This is a genomic window from Gordonia sp. NPDC058843, from assembly GCF_042743165.1.
Lineage (GTDB): Bacteria > Actinomycetota > Actinomycetes > Mycobacteriales > Mycobacteriaceae > Gordonia.
In genome coordinates this window covers 1-19,897 of sequence record NZ_JBHYNC010000066.1, presented here as the reverse complement: position 1 = coordinate 19,897, position 19,897 = coordinate 1, and the positions used below count along the sequence as shown (strand labels likewise).

Sequence of the window (19,897 nt, the reverse complement as noted above, 5' to 3'; positions counted from 1 at the left end):
CCACCAGCATCAATCGCCTCCCAAAACCCTCCACAAACCTCCACGCCACACCAGCCTCAACAGTCAGGCTGTTGCGCTGACCACTTGAACCTGCCTAGTCGCGGCCGCTCGCCGGGGTGGTTTTCAGGGGTGCTTCTCCGGGGTGAAAGCAGGTGCGCGACTCGCGGCCACCGACTCCGATCAGGTCGTACGCGCGAGCCGGACGAAATCCTCGACATCGAGCTTCTCGCCCCGCACACCGGGGTCGATACCCGCTTCGCGCAGCCGGCGTTCGGCCTCGGCCGGCGAGCCTGCCCAGCCGGCCAGCGCCGAGCGCATCGTCTTGCGGCGCTGGGCGAATGCGGCGTCGATCGCGGCGAACACCTGCTGCCGGGCGGCCGGGTCGGTCGAGTGGTCGTCGGTGCGCTCGATGCGGACGAGTCCCGATTCGACCTTGGGTTCGGGCCAGAACACGTTGCGCCCCACCGACCCGGCTCGGCTCACCCGGCCGTGGTAGCGCGCCTTGACGCTCGGCACGCCGTAGGTGCGACTGCCGGGACCCGCGGCGAGGCGGTCGGCCACCTCGGCCTGCACCATGACGAGAGCGGTGGTGATCTCGGGGAACAGTCCGAGCAGGTGCAGCAGGACCGGCACCGAGACGTTGTACGGCAGGTTCGCGACGAGCGCGGTGGGCACCACCGGGAGGTCGTCGCGCGTCACGTGCAGCGCGTCGGCGAGCACGACCTGGAAGTTGTCCTGCCGGCTCGGCGCGAACTCCTCGATCGTCGACGGAAGCCGTTGCGCCAGAATCGGATCGATCTCGATCGCGATGACCTTACCGGCGGTTCCGAGCAGGGCGAGCGTCAGCGAACCCAGGCCGGGGCCCACCTCGAGGACGGTGTCGTCGGCGCCGACACCCGAGGCCGCGACGATGCGCCGGACGGTGTTGGCGTCGTGGACGAAGTTCTGACCGAGCGATTTCGTCGGCCGGATGCCGACCTCGGCGGCCAGCTCACGGATCTGCGCGGGCCCGAGCAGACGCGGCGCGCCGGGAGGTGTCTCGTCGATCAGCGCAGACCCAGCTTGGACGAGCAGGACGGCCACGCGCCCCAGCCCTGGACCGCCTGGGTCTTCTTCGCGATGGCGATCTGCTCCTCACGGGTGGCGAGATCGGCACGCGGCGCGTATTCCGTCCCACCCCAGCGTTCCCAGGTGTTCTGGTCGAACTGGACGCCGCCGTAGAACCCGTTGCCGGTGTTGATGGCCCAGTTGCCGGTGGCCTCACAGGCCGCCAGCGCGTCCCAGACGGAGCCCAGGGGCACGAACGGGGCGCCCGGCTTGGTGCCGATGCGCACCGTCGCGGCGACGGGCTCGGCGAGCACCTCGCTCGTCAGCTTGTCGCGCTTGACCACTCGGCCGTTGACGGTGGTGACCTTGTACGTCACGCGCGCCTCGCCGGGAGTGCCCTTCTCCTCGACCACCTTGCGGTCGCGGATGAGGGTCGGGTCTTCTTTCTTGATCTCCGGCGGCGCGACAGGCTCGGTGACGGTGACGTCCTCGGTCGTGATGCGGGTGACGACGATCTTGAGGTTCGGGGTGATCTTGGTGTCGGCGGCCGGTGTGACCTTGTCCTCGGCACCCAGTGGGGTCCCGAGTGACTCGAGGAGGTCCTTGACGGTGTGCGCGGCGACGTTCGGGCGCTTCTTGGCGGGCCCGTCGACGAGAGTCACCGGCTTGGGCAGGGCGACCTCGATCTGACCGCCGCCCACCGGCAGCTCATCGCCGAAGGCGGTCTCCTCGGCGGCGTGGGAGAGTCCACGCTCGGCCATCAGCTGTTCCACGGTCGAGGCGTTGGTGACGATGGTCTCGCGCTTGCCCTCGATGTCGAGGGTGAGTTCCTTGAGCTTGTTCACGGTGATGGTCTGGCCGTCGCCGAATCCCGAATCGGGCGCCGGACTCACCTTGTCGCCGTCGGCTGGTGCCAGCCCCTCGGACTCCAGGAGGCTTTCGACGGACATCGCCATCGTGGACACATGGCGAACGTCGCCGTCGACGTCGATCGCGACGTTCTTGTGCATGCTGACGCCCATGATCCCGCCGGCCGCGATGGTGGCGCAGACAGCACCGACGGCGACGCGGACACGCAACGAGTCCGAGCCGTTGATCTTGGCGAACACCGATCTGGGCGTTACCGAGGTGGACGACTCTGATTTCGGCATGGAAGGCAAGGGCACGACATCCTGATAGGCAACACTGGCTCCACGTCAGCCGGGTGCATCAGCACGTCGGCCAGGCGGATCACAGTACGATAACGAACCGGCCAGATTATGGCAAAGGGATGCTGTAGACGCGCCGGGCGTTCGCCCCGAGGACCCGCGCCATCTCCGCGTCCGTGACACCGCGCACCGCGGCCAGTGCGCGCGCCGTGTACGGCAGGCAATAGGACTGATTCGGCTGGCCACGGTAGGGATGCGGCGTCAGGAACGGCGCGTCGGTCTCGACGAGAATCTGATCGTCGGGGACCAGTTCGGCCGCGATTCGGAGTTCGTCGGCGTTGGCGAAGCTCACAGTTCCGGCGAAGCTGAGCATGAACCCACGGTCGACACATTCGCGTGCAACATTTCGGTCACCGGAGAAGCAGTGCATGATCACGGACTCGGGCGCACCTTCGGCGGCGAGGATGTCGAGGAGATCCCCGTCGGCCTCGCGGTTGTGGATCATCAGCGGCTTGCCCACACGCTTGGCGAGGTCGATGTGCCACCGGAAGGTCTCGTGCTGCACCTCGGGCGACGCGCACTCGTCGGACTTTCCGGGCCAGTAATAGTCGAGCCCCGTCTCGCCCACCGCGACGACCCGCGGATGACGCACCATCTGTTCCAGTTCGGCCGCGGTCTCGTCGTCCAGGTCGCCGGCATGCATCGGATGCAATGCCACGGCCGCGTAGACCCGGTCGTCCCATTCCGCGGCGGCGACCGCCCATCGCGCGTCGATCATGTCGTCGGCGACGGTGACCACGTGGTCGACACCGACGGCCTGCGCGTGATCGCAGATCGCGCGCACCGCCTCGGCATCGCGTCCACCGCACGCAGCGAGGTGGGTGTGCGCGTCGACGAGGCCCGCCAGCGGCGCCGGGTCCGGCGGTGGTTCGCGCCGGCGACGCTTCTTGGCGGCCTTGTTGCTCAGGGTCTCGCCGCCACTCGACTCCGCATCACCCGTGTCCGGGCCACCAGGGGCGTCGCTCATGGCACCCACCTTGACATAGAGCGCCGGGCCGGCCCGCTGCGGCCGGTCACCCCTAGAGCGTCACCGTGCCCTCGATCACCGTCGCGGTGTCGCCGCCGATCCAGATGTTCTCGCCGTCGTCGTCGACGTGGATGCGTCCGGCGCGGCCGAGTGCCGCGCCCTGTGCGGCGACGTAGGACGCCGGCGCCTGCCCGGTGGCGCGCAACCACATCGCGATACCGGCGTTGAGGCTGCCCGTCACCGGGTCCTCGGGCACGCCGATGCCGGGCACGAATGCCCGCACCTCACCGAAGACCTCGCCATCGCCAGAGCCGTATCGCCCGAACAACCCGACCTTGTGATCTCCGAGGGCGGGGATGTCCGGGGTCACCTCGAGCACCCGTTCCCCTGACCCGAGCTGCACCACCATCCAGTCCGGCCCGTTGTCGACCCACTCGGCCGCGAGAACCTCGGCGGTGTCGATCCGGAGGGCGGCGGCGACCTCGGCGACGACGCCGGCGTCGACGGGTCCGGAACGGCGCAGGGGCGGCGCCGCGAAGGCCAGGCGCGCACCCGAACGGCGCAGCCGCACCAGGCCGACCCCGCACTCCTGCACGATGTCCTGCCCGGCGGGCCGGCCACCCGACGTCAGCCAGGCGTGTGCGGAGCCGAGAGTGGGATGCCCGGCGAACGGCAGTTCCCCGTCCGGGGTGAAGATGCGCAGGCGATAGTCGGCGGCGTCATCGGTCGGCGGCAGCACGAACGTCGTCTCCGACAGATTGGTCCAGCGCGCGAACGCGGCCATCCGCTCTTCGGGAATGTCGACGGCGTCGAGCACCACGGCCACCGGGTTACCACCGGTCCCGGTTGCGGAGAACACATCGATCTGGGCGAATCGTCGGGTCATCGGTTCATCCTCTCACTCCCAGTTGTTGCTCGGTCAAAGGTTTTTCGGGTCACGGGCGACGTCCGGACAAGACGTGAACCGGCACGACGGCCGCGACCGGGCGCACGGGACCGGCAGAAAACGGTTCGCCCGGCCGCGCAAATCGCGCCGGAGTCGTCCGGGACGGGTAGCGTGGCGAAGCGTGTTGGGATTGCCAGATTCGATCACCGTCGCGCTGTTCGACCTCGACGGGGTTCTCACAGAGACCGCGGTGCTACACCGCAAGGCATGGAAGAAGGCGTTCGACGCCTTTCTCGCCGCCCGCGTGGGCGGTGCGGACCATGCCGACTTCGTCGAGTTCACCGACCAGGACTACCTGGACTACGTCGACGGACGTCCCCGCGAGGACGGCGTCCGGGCCTTCCTGGCCTCCCGCGGGATCGACGACGTCGACCCGGCGACGGTGACCGCCATCGGAAACGGGAAGAACGACATGTTCCTGGTCAGCCTGGCCGAAGACGGCGGACAGGCCTATCCGGGGTCGGTGCGATATCTCGAGGCCGCGCGGGACGCCGGCCTCCGGATCGCGGTGGTGACCTCGTCGAAGAACGGAGCAGCAGTGCTGGATGCAGCAGACCTGTCGAAATTCGTCGAGGTCAGGGTGGACGGCCTCGACATCGTGTCGAAGGGACTGAAAGGCAAACCCGCTCCCGACTCGTTCCTCCTCGGTGCCGAACAGATGGGCGTCGAACCCGGCGCAGCGGTCGTCTTCGAAGACGCGATCTCCGGCATCCAGGCCGGCAGCGCGGGAGCGTTCGGCTACGTCGTCGGCGTCGACCGTGTCGGTGGCGGCCAGGCCGAGGCCATGCGCGCGGCCGGTGCCGACATCGTTGTGAACGACCTCGACGAATTGCTCCCCGCATGACCGCCGAGCACGGCCACGACTTCGGGTTCGAGATCCACCCGTGGCAGCTGAAATGGCGCGGTGGGGTCGACCTCGACATGCTCGGCCGAACCGAGACGCTCTTCGCATTGTCCAACGGCCACATAGGTTTACGCGGGTCATTCGAAGAGGGTGAGCCCGTCGACCATCCCGGTACCTACCTGAACGGTTTCTACGAGCTGCGCGGCCTGCCCTACGCGGAGAGCGGTTACGGCTATCCCGAATCCGGACAGACCGTCGTCAACGTGACCGACGGCAAGATCATCCGGTTGCTCGTCGAGGACGAGCCGATGGATCTGCGGTACGGGCGTACCGAAGAGCACGAGCGGACACTGGACTTCCGCACCGGAACCCTGCGTCGCCACACGGTGTGGACCTCGCCGACCGGCCGCAAGGTCCGGATCAAGTCCGAGCGGCTCGTGTCCTTCACCAAGCGGACGATCGCGGCGATCCGGTACGAGGTCGAACCGGTCGACGAGGACATGAAACTCGTTCTGCAATCCGATCTTCTGGCCAACGAGCCGGTCCCGGCGCCGGGCAACGACCCCCGCCTGGCGGCCGCGCTCGACAACCCGCTGGTCTCCGATCTCGCCACCTGCCGCAACTACTGGGGAATGCTGGTCCACCACACCAAGAAATCCGGCCTGCACATCGCGGCGGGCATGGACCACGAGATCTACTTCCCCGACAAGGCCGACACCTTCATCCGTGCCGACGGTGACCTGGCGCGTCTGACCATCGCCGCCAACGTGCCGAAGGGCAAGAGCCTCACCCTCACCAAGTACATGGGGTACGGCTGGTCGGCCCGACGCTCGGTCCCGGCGCTGCGGGCCCAGGTCGACGCAGCGCTCGCGATGGCGATGGAGACCGGCTGGGATTCACTCAAAGCCGACCAGGTCCGCTACCTCGAGGACTTCTGGCGCGACGCCGACGTCGAGCTCGACGGCGATCCCGAACTGCAGCAGGCGGTCCGGTTCGCGCTGTTCCACGTGCTGCAGGCGGGCGCGCGCGGTCAGTCCCGCGCCATCCCGGCCAAGGGCCTCACCGGTCCGGGGTACGACGGCCACACCTTCTGGGACACCGAGAGTTTCATCCTGCCGATGCTCACCTACACGGTGCCCGCCGCGGCCGGTGAGGAACTGCGGTGGCGGCACTCCACCATGGACAAGGCCAAGGCGCGCGCGGCCGAACTCGGTCAGCGCGGGGCCATGTTCCCGTGGCGTTCCATCAACGGCGACGAGTGTTCGGGGTACTGGCCGGCAGGCACGGCGGGCGTGCACGTCTCCGCCGACATCGCGAACGCCACGGCCCGGTACCTCCGTGCCACCGACGACGAACAGTTCGAAACCGAGTGCGGCGTCGAGCTTCTCGTGGAGACTGCGCGCCTGTTCGCCGGGTTGGGGCATCACGACGTCAACGGCAAGTTCCGCATCGACGGCGTGACCGGCCCCGACGAGTACACCGCCGTCGTGAACAACAACACCTTCACCAACCTCGCGGCACAACAGAACCTGCGCGACGCGGTCGCCGCGGTACATCGTCGGCCCGACCTCGCCGAGCAGTTCGGGGTCACGACCGCCGAGGCGGCGCATTGGGAAGCATGTGCCGACGACATGACGATCCCCTACGACGACGCACTCGGCGTCCACCAGCAGTGCGAATCGTTCACGCTGCTGGCCGCCTGGGATTTCGAGTCATCGGTCGGACGCTATCCGCTGCTGCTGAACTACCCGTACTACGACCTCTATCGCAAGCAGGTCGTCAAGCAAGCCGACCTGGTCTTCGCGACCTACCTGTTCGGCGACGCCTTCACCCCCGAGCAGAAGCTGCGCAACTTCGACTACTACTACCCGCTCACCGTCCGCGACTCGTCGCTGTCGGCGTGCTGCGAGGCGGTCACGGCCGCCGAGGTCGGCTACCCCGACCTCGCCTACGACCTGCTCGCCGAGTCGGTGTTCACCGATCTGCACGACCTGCACAACAACGTCAGCAGCGGCCTGCACATCGCGGCACTCGCCGGCGCCTGGACCGACTGCGTCGCGGGTTTCGGCGGCATGCGCGACTTCGGCGGGAACATCACGTTCGCGCCGCGGCTCCCGAAACGGTTGACCTACATGTCCTTCCGCATGATCATCCGGGACTCGAAGATCGTGGTCGCCGTGGACAAGGACAACGCGACGTACCGGTTGTTGTCGGGTCCGCCGATCGACCTGGCCCATCACGGTGAAAAGTTCACCCTCGAGTCCGCCCCGGTGACCGTGCACATCCCGGAGCTCGCGTACCGCGAGCCGCCGAAGGCGCCGCCGGGGTGCGATCCGTATCGCCGGGAGATCTAGCGGTGTCCGAGACACACCACTCGACCCGCGGCGCTTGACCTTCACACTGTGTCAAGCGATCAGATCGGTGGTGAAGGAGGTGGTCGACGATGACCGACCAGACAACTCACCCACTCGATCCAGCCCTGCTGGCCGCCCTCGCGGCGGATGATGCCTCGACGCGGCTTCGGGCCGCGATGGCTGCGGGCAGCAACCCGCATCCGGGGTATGCGGACGACCTCATCCGACGCTGCGCCGTCGAGCCGGACTTCTTCGTCCGCGACATGCTGACGTGGGCACTGACGCGGTTGCCCGCCGAACTCACGGTGCCCGGACTCATCCCCGAACTGGGGTCGCCGTCGCCGCAGGCCCGGGCTCAGGCCCTGCACACCCTGTCGAAGATCGGCGACCGCTCGGCTTGGGCGTCGATCACCGCCGCGCTCCTGCACGACGCGGATGACGAGGTGGCGCGCACCGCCTGGCGGACCGCTGTCGTCCTCGTCCCGGCCGGCCGGGAGACCTGGCTTGCAAACGAGTTGGCAGGCGAACTAGGCCGTGGGGCCATGGACGTCCAACGGAGTCTCAGCCGTGCGCTGGCCGAACTCGGGGACGCCACCGTCGGTCCGCTCACCGCCGCGAAGAAGCACGGTGACCGCGCGGTGCGTGCACACGTGGCCGCCACGGAACGACTGATCGACGATCCGGACAGCGACTTCGCCGCCGCACTGGAGTTCGCCACGCGGTTGGTGAACAGCGATGCGGCAGAGGAGGATCTGCCGCACTTGGAGCCAGAGGGCGAGACGTAACGGTGCTGATCGGTGAGGTGGCGCGGCACACCGGCCTGAGTAGCAGGATGCTGCGCCACTACGACTCGCTCGGGCTCGTGCGGCCCACCGGCCGGACCGCGGGCGGCTACCGGGAATACTCCGATGCGGACCTCGAGCGGCTCATGCACGTCGAGAGCCTCCGATTGCTCGGGCTCTCGCTGCGCGAAGTCGGCCGCGCGCTCGACGAGCCGGGGTTCGCGCCGGACACACTCATGAACCGCCTCGTCGACGACGCGAAAGCGAGGATGGCGGCAGATGCCCAGCTCCTCGCGCGCCTACAGAGCGTCCAGGGCGCCGGGCCCTCCGAGTGGTCCGCCGTGCTGGGAGTTGTCAATCTGCTTCGCGCCGTGGAGTCCGAGAACGCAGCGCACCGACAGACTGCTGCGATGCTGGCCGGCGAGGTCAGAGTGTCCGGAGACTCGCTGGCGGACGCTATCCTGAAGGAACCGGATCACAACGTCGCCGGTGCGCTTCGGTGGGCCCTCGCGCAGAGACCGGGCGGTGTCGACCGGCTCACCGAGGGAGCCGCGGACCCTGATCCGGCCATCCGACGCCGGGCCGTCACCGCACTCGCCGCGATCGAGGAGACCCCCCAGGTCCGGTCACTGCTCGAAGAACTGCTCGACGACCCCGACGCCGCCGTCCGGCGCACCGCCGCCCTGACTCTCGGGCGCCGCGGTGCAGCAGCCGCGGTGGACACGCTGGTGGAACTCATCGCCGCCGGAGACCGCGACGTCGAGGCGGCCGAGATCCTCGCCGGCCACGAAGCCCACCGCGAACGGATCGTCGACCTCCTCGTCGACCGCCTGGGCGCCGATCCAGACCCGGCCGTGCGATCCCGCCTCGTGCAGGCGCTCGCCGAGATCCCCGGCGCCGCTGCGACTTCGGCGCTTCAGACCCACATCTGCGACGCCGACGAGATGGTCGCGCGCACAGCGATCGTGATTCTGGACCGACGACCGCAGGACTGATCGATCATCCGCTGGATCACCTGGGACGGCGGCGGGACCGGCAAACCGACAGGCGGCGGAGGTCAGAAATCGTCCGGACCGTAATTGGGTGCCGTCGCGCCCGGTCGGTAGTCTGTTGGGCACTATGGCACCCGATCTGACCAGCCCTGATCCGTCCGGCGCATCCCACGGCGGCGGACGCCCGTACTACATCACCACCGCGATCGCCTACCCCAACGGCGCTCCGCACATCGGGCACGCCTACGAGTACATCTCCGCCGATGCACTGGCGCGGTTCAAGCGACTCGACGGATTCGACGTCCGGTTCCTCACGGGCACCGACGTCCACGGGCAGAAGATGCAGCAGACCGCCGCTGCGGAGGGCATTCCCACCGCCGAACTCGCGAAGCGGAACTCCGATCGGTTCCAGGCCCTGCAGGAACGGCTCGGATCCAGCTTCGAACGCTTCATCCGCACCTCCGACGAGGACCACAAGCGGGCGTCGGAGGAACTGTGGAAGCGGATGAGCGACCGCGGTGACATCTACCTCGACAAATACTCCGGCTGGTACGACGTCCGGGACGAGACGTTCTACGCCGAGGGCGACACCCGACTCGACGAAGCCGGCGAGCGTGTCGCCACCGACACCGGGCATGTCCTCACCTGGACCGAGGAGGAGACCTACTTCTTCCGGCTCTCGGCGTACCAGGACAAACTGCTGGAGCTGTATGAGTCGCAGCCGGAGTTCGTCGGGCCCGACGTCCGGCGCAACGAGGTCATCAGTTTCGTCAAGGGCGGCCTGACCGATCTGTCGGTGTCGCGCACCACGTTCGACTGGGGCGTCCCGGTCCCCGGCCATCCCGAACACGTCATGTACGTGTGGGTCGACGCTCTGACCAACTACCTGACGGGCGTCGGATTCGTCGACGACCCGGAGACCTTCGCACGGTTCTGGCCGGCCGACCTGCACATCATCGGCAAGGACATCATCCGGTTCCACTGTGTCTACTGGCCCGCGTTCCTGATGAGTGCCGGGGTGGAGCTGCCCAAACGGGTGTTCGCGCACGGATTCCTGTTCAACAAGGGCGAGAAGATGAGCAAGTCGGTCGGCAACGTCGTCGACCCGGAGAACCTCATCGACGAGTTCGGCCTCGACCCCGTGCGCTACTTCTTCCTCCGCGAGGTGTCCTACGGTCAGGACGGTTCGTATTCGGCCGAGGCGATCGTGTCCCGCATCAACGCCGACCTCGCCAACGAGTTCGGCAACCTGGCCCAGCGCAGCCTGTCGATGATCGGCAAGTACTTCGACGGCGTCCTACCTGCGCCGGCCGGACTCACCGACGCCGACGCCGCGCTGCTGGCGCGTGCCGATTCGCTGCTCGACACCGTGCGGCACCACATCGACAACCAGGCCATCCACCTGGCGCTCGAGACCCTCTGGTCGACTCTGGCCGAGACCAACCGGTACATCTCCGCGCAGGAACCGTGGAAGGTCGCCAAGACCGATCTCGAGCGCACCGGCACGGTCCTCTACGTCTGCGCCGAGGTCGTGCGCATCGTCGCACTCCTGAGCCAGCCCGTCATGCCGGAATCGTCGAACAAGATCCTCGACCTCCTCGTCGTCGGCGACGATCGTCAGTTCACCGCCACCACCACGCGCCTGGAACCCGGTACCGCGCTACCCAAGCCGGCACCCGTGTTCCCCCGGTACGAGAACTGAACCCGCACATCGACAATGGTCGCGGCGGACGGGGTGGGGTCTGACCTACTCGGCGGGAGCGCGGCGGCGCCGGCACTCGATGTGCTTCACGCACTGCACGCCGAGACCGTTGCGCGTCGCCTACCGCCGCCCGCGGCGCTGATCGGTGACTGGTACGACGCCGACGCCGTCATCGCACCGTCTGTCGAACTGACGCCCGGGTGCCGCCCGCCCGACGACCCGGATCGGTTCTGGTTCGGCTACCTCGGATTCCCGGTCCGGCCGCACGACGCGTCGCTACCGCCGGACGTCGGCGGACACACCGACGGTGTGCTCGTGCTCCGCGACGGTCGCTGGAGTCGTATCGGCACCGGCATCCCCGACTGGGCGGAGGCGGTCGTGCACGCGGCCGGGGATCGTCGAGACTCCGCGGCGCGTCACCGGACCGAGGCCAGGCCGACAGCCGAATGGATTCCCCCGGAACGCATCCCGCACCTGGACGCCATCGCGGAGTGTCTCGAGGCGATCCGCGCCGGGGAGGTCTACCAGGCATGCGTGTGCACCCGCTTCACCGGAACGCTGAGCGGGCAGCCGGTCGACTTCTTCGCCGAGCTCGCCGGGGCCACCGCACCGGCGAAAGCTGCCTTCCTGCAGGGAGACTGGGGGTCGGTCGCGAGCCTGTCACCGGAGACGTACCTACGTCGGACCGGCAACATCGTCTCGTCGTCGCCGATCAAGGGCACCCTGCCGGCCACCGCCGACCCCGATGCGCTGGCCGCCTCCGCAAAGGACATCGCCGAGAACATCATGATCGTCGATCTGGTCCGCAACGACCTGGGCCGCGTCGCGGTGACCGGTAGCGTGCGCGTACCCGAATTGCTGACGGTGGTGCCCGCCCCCGGTGTCTGGCACCTCGTGTCTCGCGTGGAGGCGATCCTGGCACCGGGCACGGGCAACGACGCAGTCCTCGCAGCGACGTTTCCCCCGGCGTCGGTCACCGGCACCCCGAAACTACGGGCGATGGAGCTGCTCGACGTGTGGGAGGCGGACGCGCGCGGCGTGTACTGCGGAGCGATCGGCATGGCCGGTCCCGATCGTGCGCTCGACCTCAACGTCGCCATCCGGACCGTGGAGATCACCCCCGACGGGACTCTCGCCCTGGGCGTCGGCGGCGGGATCACCATCGACTCCGATCCGGCCAAGGAGTGGCAGGAGTGCCTCGACAAGGCCGCGAGCATCGTGGGGCCGCGCGGTTGGGCATGATCGACCCCCTCTTTGGGTACGATTCCGCCATGACTGTGCCCATCCGGTCGTCCACCGATCTGACGGTGCTCGATCGTGATCTGCGCCGTGACCACGATGCCTTCATGTCGGGCGGCACCCCGCGTGCCGATGTTCCGGGTGATGTCGTCGAATCGTGGGGTCGTGTCCGGTCGGGCAGGCACCGGTCCACCGTCGACGCACACAACCCGGGTCGCATCACGGATGACGAGCTCGAGACCCGCCGCGCCACGCACCCTCTGCGGGACGCCGTGCAGCCACTCCAACGACTGTTCGCGCAGTCCGCGGACGACGCGTCGATGACCCTCGGGGTGTTCGACGCCGACGGCGTGCTGCTGTGGCGGGGAGGTTCGGCATCGGTGCTCCCGGAGGCCGATCGGCTCGAGCTCGTCGAGGGCAGCCGATGGGACGAGGACTCCACGGCGACCACAGCCGTGGGGCTCGCGGTTCATCACCAGCGGCCGACGCGGCTGTTCGGAGCCGAGCACTACTGCAGCTCGCTGCACGGGCTGTTCTGCACCGCCGTGCCGGTGCACGACCATCGCACCGGCGACATGATCGCCATCGCGGGTCTGGCCGGGCCGGCACTGGCGATGCAGCCCGCGGCATCGGCATTCACGTCGGCGCTGGCAGCCCTCGGTGAACACGAGATCACCCTCGCCCATCAGCGCGAGCTCGCCGACCTGCGATTCGCCGGCCAGTCTCAACTGGCCGGTCTGCACGGGCCGGGCCTGCTCATCGACGACGACGGCTGGGTGGCCGAAGGGCGCGGCTGCACTCCGCCCGTCCGCGTCGCCGCACCGACGGACAACATGCGTCAGTTCGTGGCGGGACTCGGGATCTGCGTGGTCGAACGTCTCGGCCAGGGCTGGCTGGTGCGCCCGGCCGGTCCGTCCGGCCCGGTCCTCGCCGAACTGTCGCTCGACGGCGAACCGACCGTCACGGTCACCGGTGACGGCGAGCCATGGCGCACCGTGCTGACCCGTCGGCATGCCCAGATCCTGTTGCTCCTCGCGGATGCCGGCGAGCAGGGTCTCACCTCACAGCGATTGAGTCAGCTGCTGTTCGGCGACGACGGTCACACCGTCAGCGTGCGCGCCGAGCTGTCGAGACTGCGCCGTGTGGTCGGGGCACTCGTCTCGAGCCGGCCGTACCGGCTCGCGCCGCGCGTGGAGTTGCGCGTCAGCCCGGATCAGCTCGACGTCTTTCGAGCACCTGCTGGTAGACGTCGCGTCGAGAGGCACCGGAACCCTGCGTGACCTCGGCACAGGCGTCCTTGAGTCGCAGGCCTCCCGCCACGAGTTCCTCGGCCTGATCGGCGAGGACGTCGATGTCGGGTTCGGCCGCGACGGCACCGGCGATCACGACGGTGATCTCACCGCGGACCCCGTTGCCCGCCCAGTCGGCAAGTTCGGCGAGCGCGCCGCGCCGGACCTCTTCGTAGGTCTTGGTCATCTCTCGACACACCGCGGCGCGCCGGTCCGGACCGAGGATCTCGGCAGCGGCCACCAGCGTGTCGGCGAGCCGGTGGGGCGACTCGAAGAACACCGCCGTCCGGGGCTGGGCGACCAGTTCGCGGAGCCACGCCGCCCGCGCACCGGGCTTGCGGGGAGCGAAACCCTCGAAGCAGAACCGTTCGGAGGGCAGCGCCGACACCGCGAGAGCCGTCGTCACCGCCGACGGCCCGGGCAGTGCCGTGACCGGCAGTCCGGCGTCGGCGCACGCCACGACCACCCGGTATCCGGGATCGCTGACCGACGGCATCCCGGCGTCGGTGATGAGCAACACGGTCTGCCCCTCGGCGATCGCGCGGACGAGACCGGGGGTGCGTGCGGCCTCGACCTGGTCGTAATAGCTGACGAGCCGCCCGCCGATCTCGACGTCGAGGGCCGCGGCCAGCGAGCGGGCGCGCCGGGTGTCCTCGGCGGCGACGATGTCCGCGGTCTGCAACGCCGCGCGCAGACGTGGCGAGGCGTCGTCGACCCGTCCCATCGGGGTGGCCGCCAGCACCAGGCGGCCACGCTCGTCCGAGACGGGAGCGGCATCGGCGATCACGTCGGCGTCGGGCGGCACGAGCGCATCGTCGTCGGAGTGGGGCTCGCCGTCGAAGTGGGCCGTACCGGGCTGGGCGGTGTTCATCGTCAGCCAGCTTACGAGGGACCACTAGGATCGATCGGGTGACCATCACCGCCGTGCACGACACCCCGGTGTCCGGCGGCGACTCACGGCCCGCGATCCCGTCACCTCGCCTGGGGCCGCAGGTTCCCTCGCCGCTGTTCGGCGCACCCGACCGGGGCCGTGGACTCCTCGTCGGCGTCGTCATCGCCCTCATCGCGACGGTCACCCGCTTCTGGGCCCTGACCCATCCCACCGACAAGGGCACGCCGGTCTTCGACGAGAAGCACTACGTCCCGCAGGGGTGGCAGGTGCTGTCCGGCGGCAACTGGATCGAGGACAATCCGGCGTACGGCCTGGTCGTGCACCCGCCGGTCGGGAAGTGGATGCTGGCCGCGTCCGAGGCGGTCTTCGGTTACGGCCCACTCGGATGGCGCGTCGCGCCGGCCATCTCGGGCGTCCTCGTCGTCGTGCTGATCTACTGCGCGGTGCGGCGGCTCACGCGCTCGACCCTGGTGGGCGCGATCGCGGGCGTGTTCGCGATCTGCGACGGCGTGCTGTTCGTGCAGTCCCGGATGGGCATGCTCGACATCTTCCAGACCCTGTTCATCGTGGCAACTTTCGCCGCCCTCATCGCCGACCGTGACCAGGTACGAGAGCGCATGTACCGCGTCCACCTCGAGGGCCGCATCGCCGACAGCCCCTTCGGCCCCCGGCTCGGCTTCCGCTGGTACCGGTTCACCGCGGGTGTGATGCTGGGGCTGAACTGCGGCACCAAATGGTCGGGCATCTACTACGTCATCTTCTTCACCGCACTCGCGATCGGTTTCGACGTCGCCGCCCGCCGCGCGTACCACGTCCAGCGCCCCTGGGTGGGCACGCTGGTGCGCGACGTCGTCCCGAGCGGCGCGAGTCTCGCGGTGATGCCCGTCGTCATCTACTTCCTGACCTACATCCCCTGGTTCACCAGCGAGACGGCCGTGTACCGCTACCAGGAGGGCAACACGATCGGTACCGGCGGCCCGTTCGCCTGGGTGCCCGGCGTCTGGCGGTCGCTGTGGTACTACGAATCGGGCATCCTCGAATTCCATTCGGGGCTCACCAATTCCGCGGGTAACCACCATCCGTGGGAGTCGAAACCGTGGACATGGCCGATGAGCCTGCGCCCCATGCTCTATGCGCTCGAGAACGGTCCGGACCAGTGCGGCGCCGGCGAGTGCGTGCGCGCGCAGATGCTGATCGGTTCGCCCGCACTCTGGTGGCTGTCCCTGCCGATGCTGCTCTGGGGACTCTGGTCGTGGATCGTGCGCCGTGACTGGCGTTACGCGGCCGTCCTCGTCGGCTATTTCGCCGGCATCCTGCCGTGGTTCCTCGCCCTCGACCGGCAGATGTACTTCTTCTATGCGACCGTCCTGGCGCCGTTCCTGGTGATGGGACTGGCGCTGTGTTGCGGCGACCTGCTGCGTTCGGCCGCGGCGACGGCACGCGCCCGACCCGAGCGTCGCGCCCTCGCGATCATGGTCGTCGCGATCTATGTGGGTCTGGTCGTCGTCAATTTCGTGTGGCTGTGGCCGATCCTGACCGGTTCCCCGATATCGCCCGCCCTCTGGCGACAGCAGATCTGGCTGCCCAGCTGGGGCTGAGCAGACGATTCGGGCGGGCCGCGCGTGGTACGCGGTCCGCCCGGATCGGGTGTTCGTCGCCCGTCGAGGGCATCGGTTGCTACACCGCGGGTCCGGTCAGCCGGTCGGTGTCGCGCTGGCCGCTGTCCTCACCGGTCGGGCCGGCGGGTGCCGACCCGTCGGTGGCCCCGTCGGAACCGGTGGACCCATTGGACCCGGTGGATCCGTTGGACTCGGCACCGTTCGCCTGATCGACGAAGTCGGGATCGATCTTCTCCAGGTGCCGGACGGCGTCGGCGTCGATCGATTCGAGTTCGCCGGTGGCGATGGCCACCGCCTGCTCGCGGACGTGTTCGTCGACCTGGGCCGACAACACGTGGCGGGAGACGATCAGCGGGTCGCGCCGGAGGTCGAGGTAGAGCGACAGGCACATGCCGATCATCACCACGACGAACGGCAGGGCGGCGATGATCGCCATCGTCTTGATGCCCTCGAGGGCGTCGTCGCCGCTGATGGCCAGCAGCAGTGCTGCCACCACGCCCGTCAGCACACCCCAGAACACCGTCAGCGAACGCGACGGATGTTCGACGCCGCGCTGCGAGAGGGTGCCCATCACGAGGGATGCCGAGTCGGCGCCGGAGACGAAGAAGATGCCGATCAGGATCATCACCAGAGCCGAGGCGACACCGGCCCAGGGAAGGTGGGCGAGCACCTCGAACAAGGTCGCCTCGCTGGCCGCGGTGGCCGGGTCGAACGCCAGGGTTCCTTCGATGTCCTGATGGATCGCGGTTCCGCCGAAGACGCTGAACCACACCAGCGAGACCGTCGTCGGTACGACCATCACGCCGATCACGAACTCGCGGATGGTGCGCCCACGGCTGATCTTCGCGAGGAACAGGCCCACGAACGGGGTCCAGGAGACCCACCACGCCCAGTAGAAGATCGTCCAGTCGGCCAGCCACTGGTGACCGGCCTCGGTGGTGACCGTCGCGTCCGAGCGTGCCGCGAAGGTCGTGAGATCGGTGAAGTAGGCGCCCAGAGTGGTCGGGAGCAGGTTCAGGATGAAGATCGTCGGGCCGACCACGAAGACGAACAGGGCCAGCACCACGGCGAGCACCATGTTGATGTTCGACAGCCACTGGATCCCGCGGGCGATACCCGACACAGCCGACGCGACGAACGCCGCGGTGAGGACCGCGATGATCGCGACGAGCAGCATCTTCGTCGGCTCGTTCACCCAGCCGAGGAAGTCGAGGCCCGAGCCGATCTGCAGTGCGCCGAGACCCAGCGAGGCCACGGTGCCGAACAGCGTCGCGAAGATCGCCAGGATGTCGATGACCTTCCCGCCGGGACCGTTGGCCACCCGGGGTCCGAGAAGACGCGTGAACACCGCACTCATGAGCTGGGTCCGGCCCAGCCGGTAGGTGCTGTAGGCCAGCGCCAAACCGACGACGGCGTACATCGCCCACGGGTGGAAACCCCAGTGGAACATCGTCGTCGCCATGGCCGCACGGATGTCGTCGGGAGCGATTTCCGGTGGCGGACTGGCGAAGTGGTAGAGCGGCTCGTATGCACCGAAGAACATGAGCCCGATGCCCATGCCGGCGCTGAACATCATCGCGATCCAGCTCACGGTGCGGAACTGCGGCTTCTCCCCGGTCCGGCCGAGGGGAATCCGCCCGTACTTGGAGACGGCGAGGAAGATCGCGAAGATCACGAAGGCCGTCGCGGAGAGAATGAACAGCCAGCCGAGGTTGTTGGTGATCCAACTCAACACCTCGGTGGTGGTCGTGTTGAGGCTCTCCTTGTCCCCTATCCCCCAGATCACGAAGGCGATGACCAGCACCGCGGTGACCGTGAAAACCACCGGGTCCAGTGTCTGCTTCGGACGCCCGGTGATCACATCCTGTTCACTTGTCATCGTTCAAGCCAATCAATCTCGGTGCATCTATTCAAGTTCGTCCGAGCACACGGTTGAGCATCTCAACGATCACTGGATCGTCGAGGCCCAGCTCACGAGCGGTTTCGACGTACTGCTGGGCGGCCTGAAAACCAGCGTCGAGCGCGTCGTGGCGACCCGCCTTGACGAACGAACCCTGCCGCCCGCGGGTCTCGATGACGCCTGCGGCCTCGAGCTCCCGGTAGCTGCGCGCAACCGTGTTGGCGGCCACGCCGAGTCGTGACGCGAGGGCCCGCACCGTGGGGAGGCGTTCGCCGGTGAGCAACTCGCCGGACTCGAGGAGGTCGATGACGCCGACCCGCACCTGCTCGAAGGGCGGCCGGTCGGAATCTGTGTCGATCCGCAGCGAATCGAGTGCGGACCGGTTGTCGGTGCCCGACGGTTCCGGAGATGACTGGTCTGGTGTCATGACGCGTCCGTCACCGTGGCTCACGGGCGAGCGGACACGACATACACCGCGGCCCGCCGCGGCCCGAACCCAGTTCGCGGCCCTCGATCTCGATGACCTCGATACCCGAATCACGCAGGCGCCGATTGGTCTCCACGTTTCGGTTGTAGGACACCACCACCCCGGGAGCGAGGGCGAGGATGTTGTTGCCGTCGTCCCATTGCTCCCGCTCGGCGGTCACCGGGTCGAGACCGGTGTCGATGACGCGCAGCTTCGTGATGCCCATCGCCTCGGCCGCCGCGTCCAGGAAGGGCCGCTCCCCGGTGATCCGGACCGCGTCGGTGGCGGCGTCGTGGACGAGGGTGAAGGCGGACATGGTGTCGCGGATCTTGGGGTACATCACCACGGCGTCGGTGTCGACCATCGTGCAGACGGTGTCGAGGTGCATGAAGGCGCGTGACTGCTCGATCGGGACCGCGAGCACGGTGTGCGCCAGATGATCGTCGAACAGGCTGCGCGCCAGCGCTTCCGCCCCGGCGGGCGTGGTCCGTTCGCCGACCCCGACGGCCACCACACCGGCGGCGAGCAACAGCACGTCGCCGCCCTCGACCGGCGCGACCTGTGACTCGTAGGCCCGCCGGGCTCCGGTGAACCGCGGATGGTGTGCGTAGATGAGATCGGTCAGCGACGTCTCCCGCGCGCGGGCCGGCAGCGCGAGCGAGGTGATCGCGAATCGTCCGCCGATCCAGAACGAACTGTCGCGGGTGAACAACAGATTCGGCAGTGGTTCGATGGCGAACTCGGGCCCGTGATGCATCCGCCGCACCAGCGATGACCGCTCGGCGGACGGGGTGATCGGCAACTCGTCGAACGTCATCCCGGCCATCAGCACGTAGGCGAGATCGGCCGGCGACAACCCCCGCAGATGGGTGGCGAGATCCTCTGCGAGGTGCGTTCCCAACCGGCGCGCGCTGACGGCCGCCGCGATGCCCTGGATTCGCGCGGCACCGCTGTGCGCGATGGTCTCGGCGAGCAGGTCGCCGAGCAGGTAGACGTCGACTCCCCGCTCGCGGAGCACCTCTGCGAACGCATCGTGCTCCTCCTGCGCGCGACCGACCCACGGGAGACCGTCGAACAGGAGCTGGTCGTTGTTGCGCGGGGTGAGCCGGCGGAGCTCGTCGCCGGGACGATGCAGCATGACCGCCCGCAGGGCGCCGACCTCCGAATCGGCGCCGAGGGCGTAGTCGTATCCCGGCGCGCGGCCGTCGCCGAACGTCATGGGCTCACGCGCCCTGCGGCCCGCTGAGCCGGGAGATCCGACTGCCCTGCACCGGTCATCGCTCAACCGTAATTCGTCGCCCGCCCTCGCACATCACTCATCGTCGTCGCGGGGCTTCGTGTCGGTCGGCGTCATCATCGGACCGTCACCCACGATCACCGGCGCGGTCTCCCGCGCGAACACCCACATGACCAGTGCGACCGCCGCCACCACACCGGTCAGCACGAACGCCGGGCCGAATCCGACCCGGTCGGCGACGAACCCCACGATCACCGGTCCGGTCACGGCACCGAGGTCCGAGGACATGCCATAGGCGGCCAACGCCGAGCCGCCCTGCTGCCGATTGCCGAGGACGTCGGCGAGCGCGGCCTGATGGGTGGGCGCGAACAGTCCCGATCCCACCCCGGCGACCACCGACAGCGCCAGTGCGA

At 68.5% G+C, this 19,897-nt stretch carries 17 protein-coding genes; 8 read left to right on the top strand and 9 right to left on the bottom strand.

The genetic code is table 11. The features are described 5' to 3' along the window. Window positions 1-180 precede the first annotated feature (180 nt). The 4 genes from rsmA to ACFW3F_RS24500 form a co-directional block, all read right to left on the bottom strand. Window positions 181-1,083, bottom strand: a complete 903-nt coding sequence (rsmA, locus tag ACFW3F_RS24515; RefSeq protein ID WP_388062154.1) for a 16S rRNA (adenine(1518)-N(6)/adenine(1519)-N(6))-dimethyltransferase RsmA — start codon at window positions 1,081-1,083, stop codon at window positions 181-183. Beyond that, window positions 1,047-2,198, bottom strand: coding sequence for a transglycosylase family protein (locus ACFW3F_RS24510; RefSeq protein ID WP_388062153.1), 1,152 nt, complete (start codon window positions 2,196-2,198; stop codon window positions 1,047-1,049). The genes rsmA and ACFW3F_RS24510 overlap by 37 nt, the downstream gene beginning before the upstream one ends. Window positions 2,199-2,304: 106 nt before the next feature. After that, window positions 2,305-3,222 (bottom strand): TatD family hydrolase, encoded by a 918-nt coding sequence (locus tag ACFW3F_RS24505; RefSeq protein ID WP_388062151.1) that lies wholly within the window; start codon window positions 3,220-3,222, stop codon window positions 2,305-2,307. A 52-nt stretch (window positions 3,223-3,274) separates the two neighbouring features. Continuing rightward, complete coding sequence (locus ACFW3F_RS24500; RefSeq protein ID WP_388062149.1) at window positions 3,275-4,108, bottom strand: PhzF family phenazine biosynthesis protein; 834 nt, start codon at window positions 4,106-4,108, stop codon at window positions 3,275-3,277. A 181-nt stretch (window positions 4,109-4,289) separates the two neighbouring features. Here ACFW3F_RS24500 and ACFW3F_RS24495 point away from each other — a divergent pair, with 181 nt between their 5' ends. The 7 genes from ACFW3F_RS24495 (at window position 4,290) to ACFW3F_RS24465 (ending at window position 13,361) form a co-directional block, all read left to right on the top strand. After that, window positions 4,290-5,012, top strand: a complete 723-nt coding sequence (locus ACFW3F_RS24495) for a beta-phosphoglucomutase family hydrolase (protein ID WP_388062147.1) — start codon at window positions 4,290-4,292, stop codon at window positions 5,010-5,012. Beyond that, complete coding sequence (locus tag ACFW3F_RS24490; protein WP_388062145.1) at window positions 5,009-7,366, top strand: glycoside hydrolase family 65 protein; 2,358 nt, start codon at window positions 5,009-5,011, stop codon at window positions 7,364-7,366. The genes ACFW3F_RS24495 and ACFW3F_RS24490 overlap by 4 nt, the downstream gene beginning before the upstream one ends. Window positions 7,367-7,455: 89 nt before the next feature. Next, on the top strand, window positions 7,456-8,151 hold the full coding sequence (locus ACFW3F_RS24485; protein WP_388062143.1) for a HEAT repeat domain-containing protein: 696 nt from the start codon (window positions 7,456-7,458) through the stop codon (window positions 8,149-8,151). A gap of 2 nt (window positions 8,152-8,153) precedes the next feature. After that, entirely contained in the window at window positions 8,154-9,143 is a 990-nt protein-coding gene (locus ACFW3F_RS24480) for a HEAT repeat domain-containing protein (protein ID WP_388062141.1), read from the top strand. 124 nt (window positions 9,144-9,267) lie between these two features. After that, window positions 9,268-10,842 carry a methionine--tRNA ligase gene (metG, locus tag ACFW3F_RS24475; protein WP_388062139.1) on the top strand — a complete coding sequence of 525 codons (1,575 nt, stop codon included), beginning with the start codon at window positions 9,268-9,270 and terminating at the stop codon, window positions 10,840-10,842. 15 nt (window positions 10,843-10,857) lie between these two features. After that, the gene (locus ACFW3F_RS24470; RefSeq protein WP_388062137.1) at window positions 10,858-12,084 is read left to right on the top strand and encodes an aminodeoxychorismate synthase component I; all 1,227 of its coding nucleotides are present in this window, start codon (window positions 10,858-10,860) and stop codon (window positions 12,082-12,084) included. A gap of 29 nt (window positions 12,085-12,113) precedes the next feature. After that, window positions 12,114-13,361: a transcriptional regulator gene (locus ACFW3F_RS24465; RefSeq protein WP_388062136.1), complete on the top strand. Its 1,248-nt coding sequence runs from the start codon at window positions 12,114-12,116 to the stop codon at window positions 13,359-13,361. Here the strand turns inward: ACFW3F_RS24465 and rsmI are convergent. After that, complete coding sequence (gene rsmI / locus ACFW3F_RS24460) at window positions 13,285-14,241, bottom strand: 16S rRNA (cytidine(1402)-2'-O)-methyltransferase (RefSeq protein ID WP_388062134.1); 957 nt, start codon at window positions 14,239-14,241, stop codon at window positions 13,285-13,287. The genes ACFW3F_RS24465 and rsmI overlap by 77 nt on opposite strands. A gap of 38 nt (window positions 14,242-14,279) precedes the next feature. Here rsmI and ACFW3F_RS24455 point away from each other — a divergent pair, with 38 nt between their 5' ends. Then, window positions 14,280-15,860 carry a dolichyl-phosphate-mannose--protein mannosyltransferase gene (locus tag ACFW3F_RS24455; RefSeq protein WP_388062132.1) on the top strand — a complete coding sequence of 527 codons (1,581 nt, stop codon included), beginning with the start codon at window positions 14,280-14,282 and terminating at the stop codon, window positions 15,858-15,860. A 79-nt stretch (window positions 15,861-15,939) separates the two neighbouring features. Here the strand turns inward: ACFW3F_RS24455 and ACFW3F_RS24450 are convergent, their stop codons facing one another. The 4 genes from ACFW3F_RS24450 to ACFW3F_RS24435 all read right to left on the bottom strand — a co-directional run. After that, on the bottom strand, window positions 15,940-17,760 hold the full coding sequence (locus ACFW3F_RS24450; protein ID WP_388062130.1) for a BCCT family transporter: 1,821 nt from the start codon (window positions 17,758-17,760) through the stop codon (window positions 15,940-15,942). Window positions 17,761-17,791: 31 nt separating this feature from the next. Further along, window positions 17,792-18,208: a GntR family transcriptional regulator gene (locus ACFW3F_RS24445; RefSeq protein ID WP_388062128.1), complete on the bottom strand. Its 417-nt coding sequence runs from the start codon at window positions 18,206-18,208 to the stop codon at window positions 17,792-17,794. A gap of 10 nt (window positions 18,209-18,218) precedes the next feature. After that, window positions 18,219-19,466, bottom strand: a complete 1,248-nt coding sequence (locus tag ACFW3F_RS24440) for an arginine deiminase (RefSeq protein ID WP_388062126.1) — start codon at window positions 19,464-19,466, stop codon at window positions 18,219-18,221. A gap of 93 nt (window positions 19,467-19,559) precedes the next feature. Continuing rightward, the coding region (locus tag ACFW3F_RS24435; RefSeq protein WP_388062124.1) for an MFS transporter at window positions 19,560-19,897 on the bottom strand (338 nt) is incomplete at its 5' end.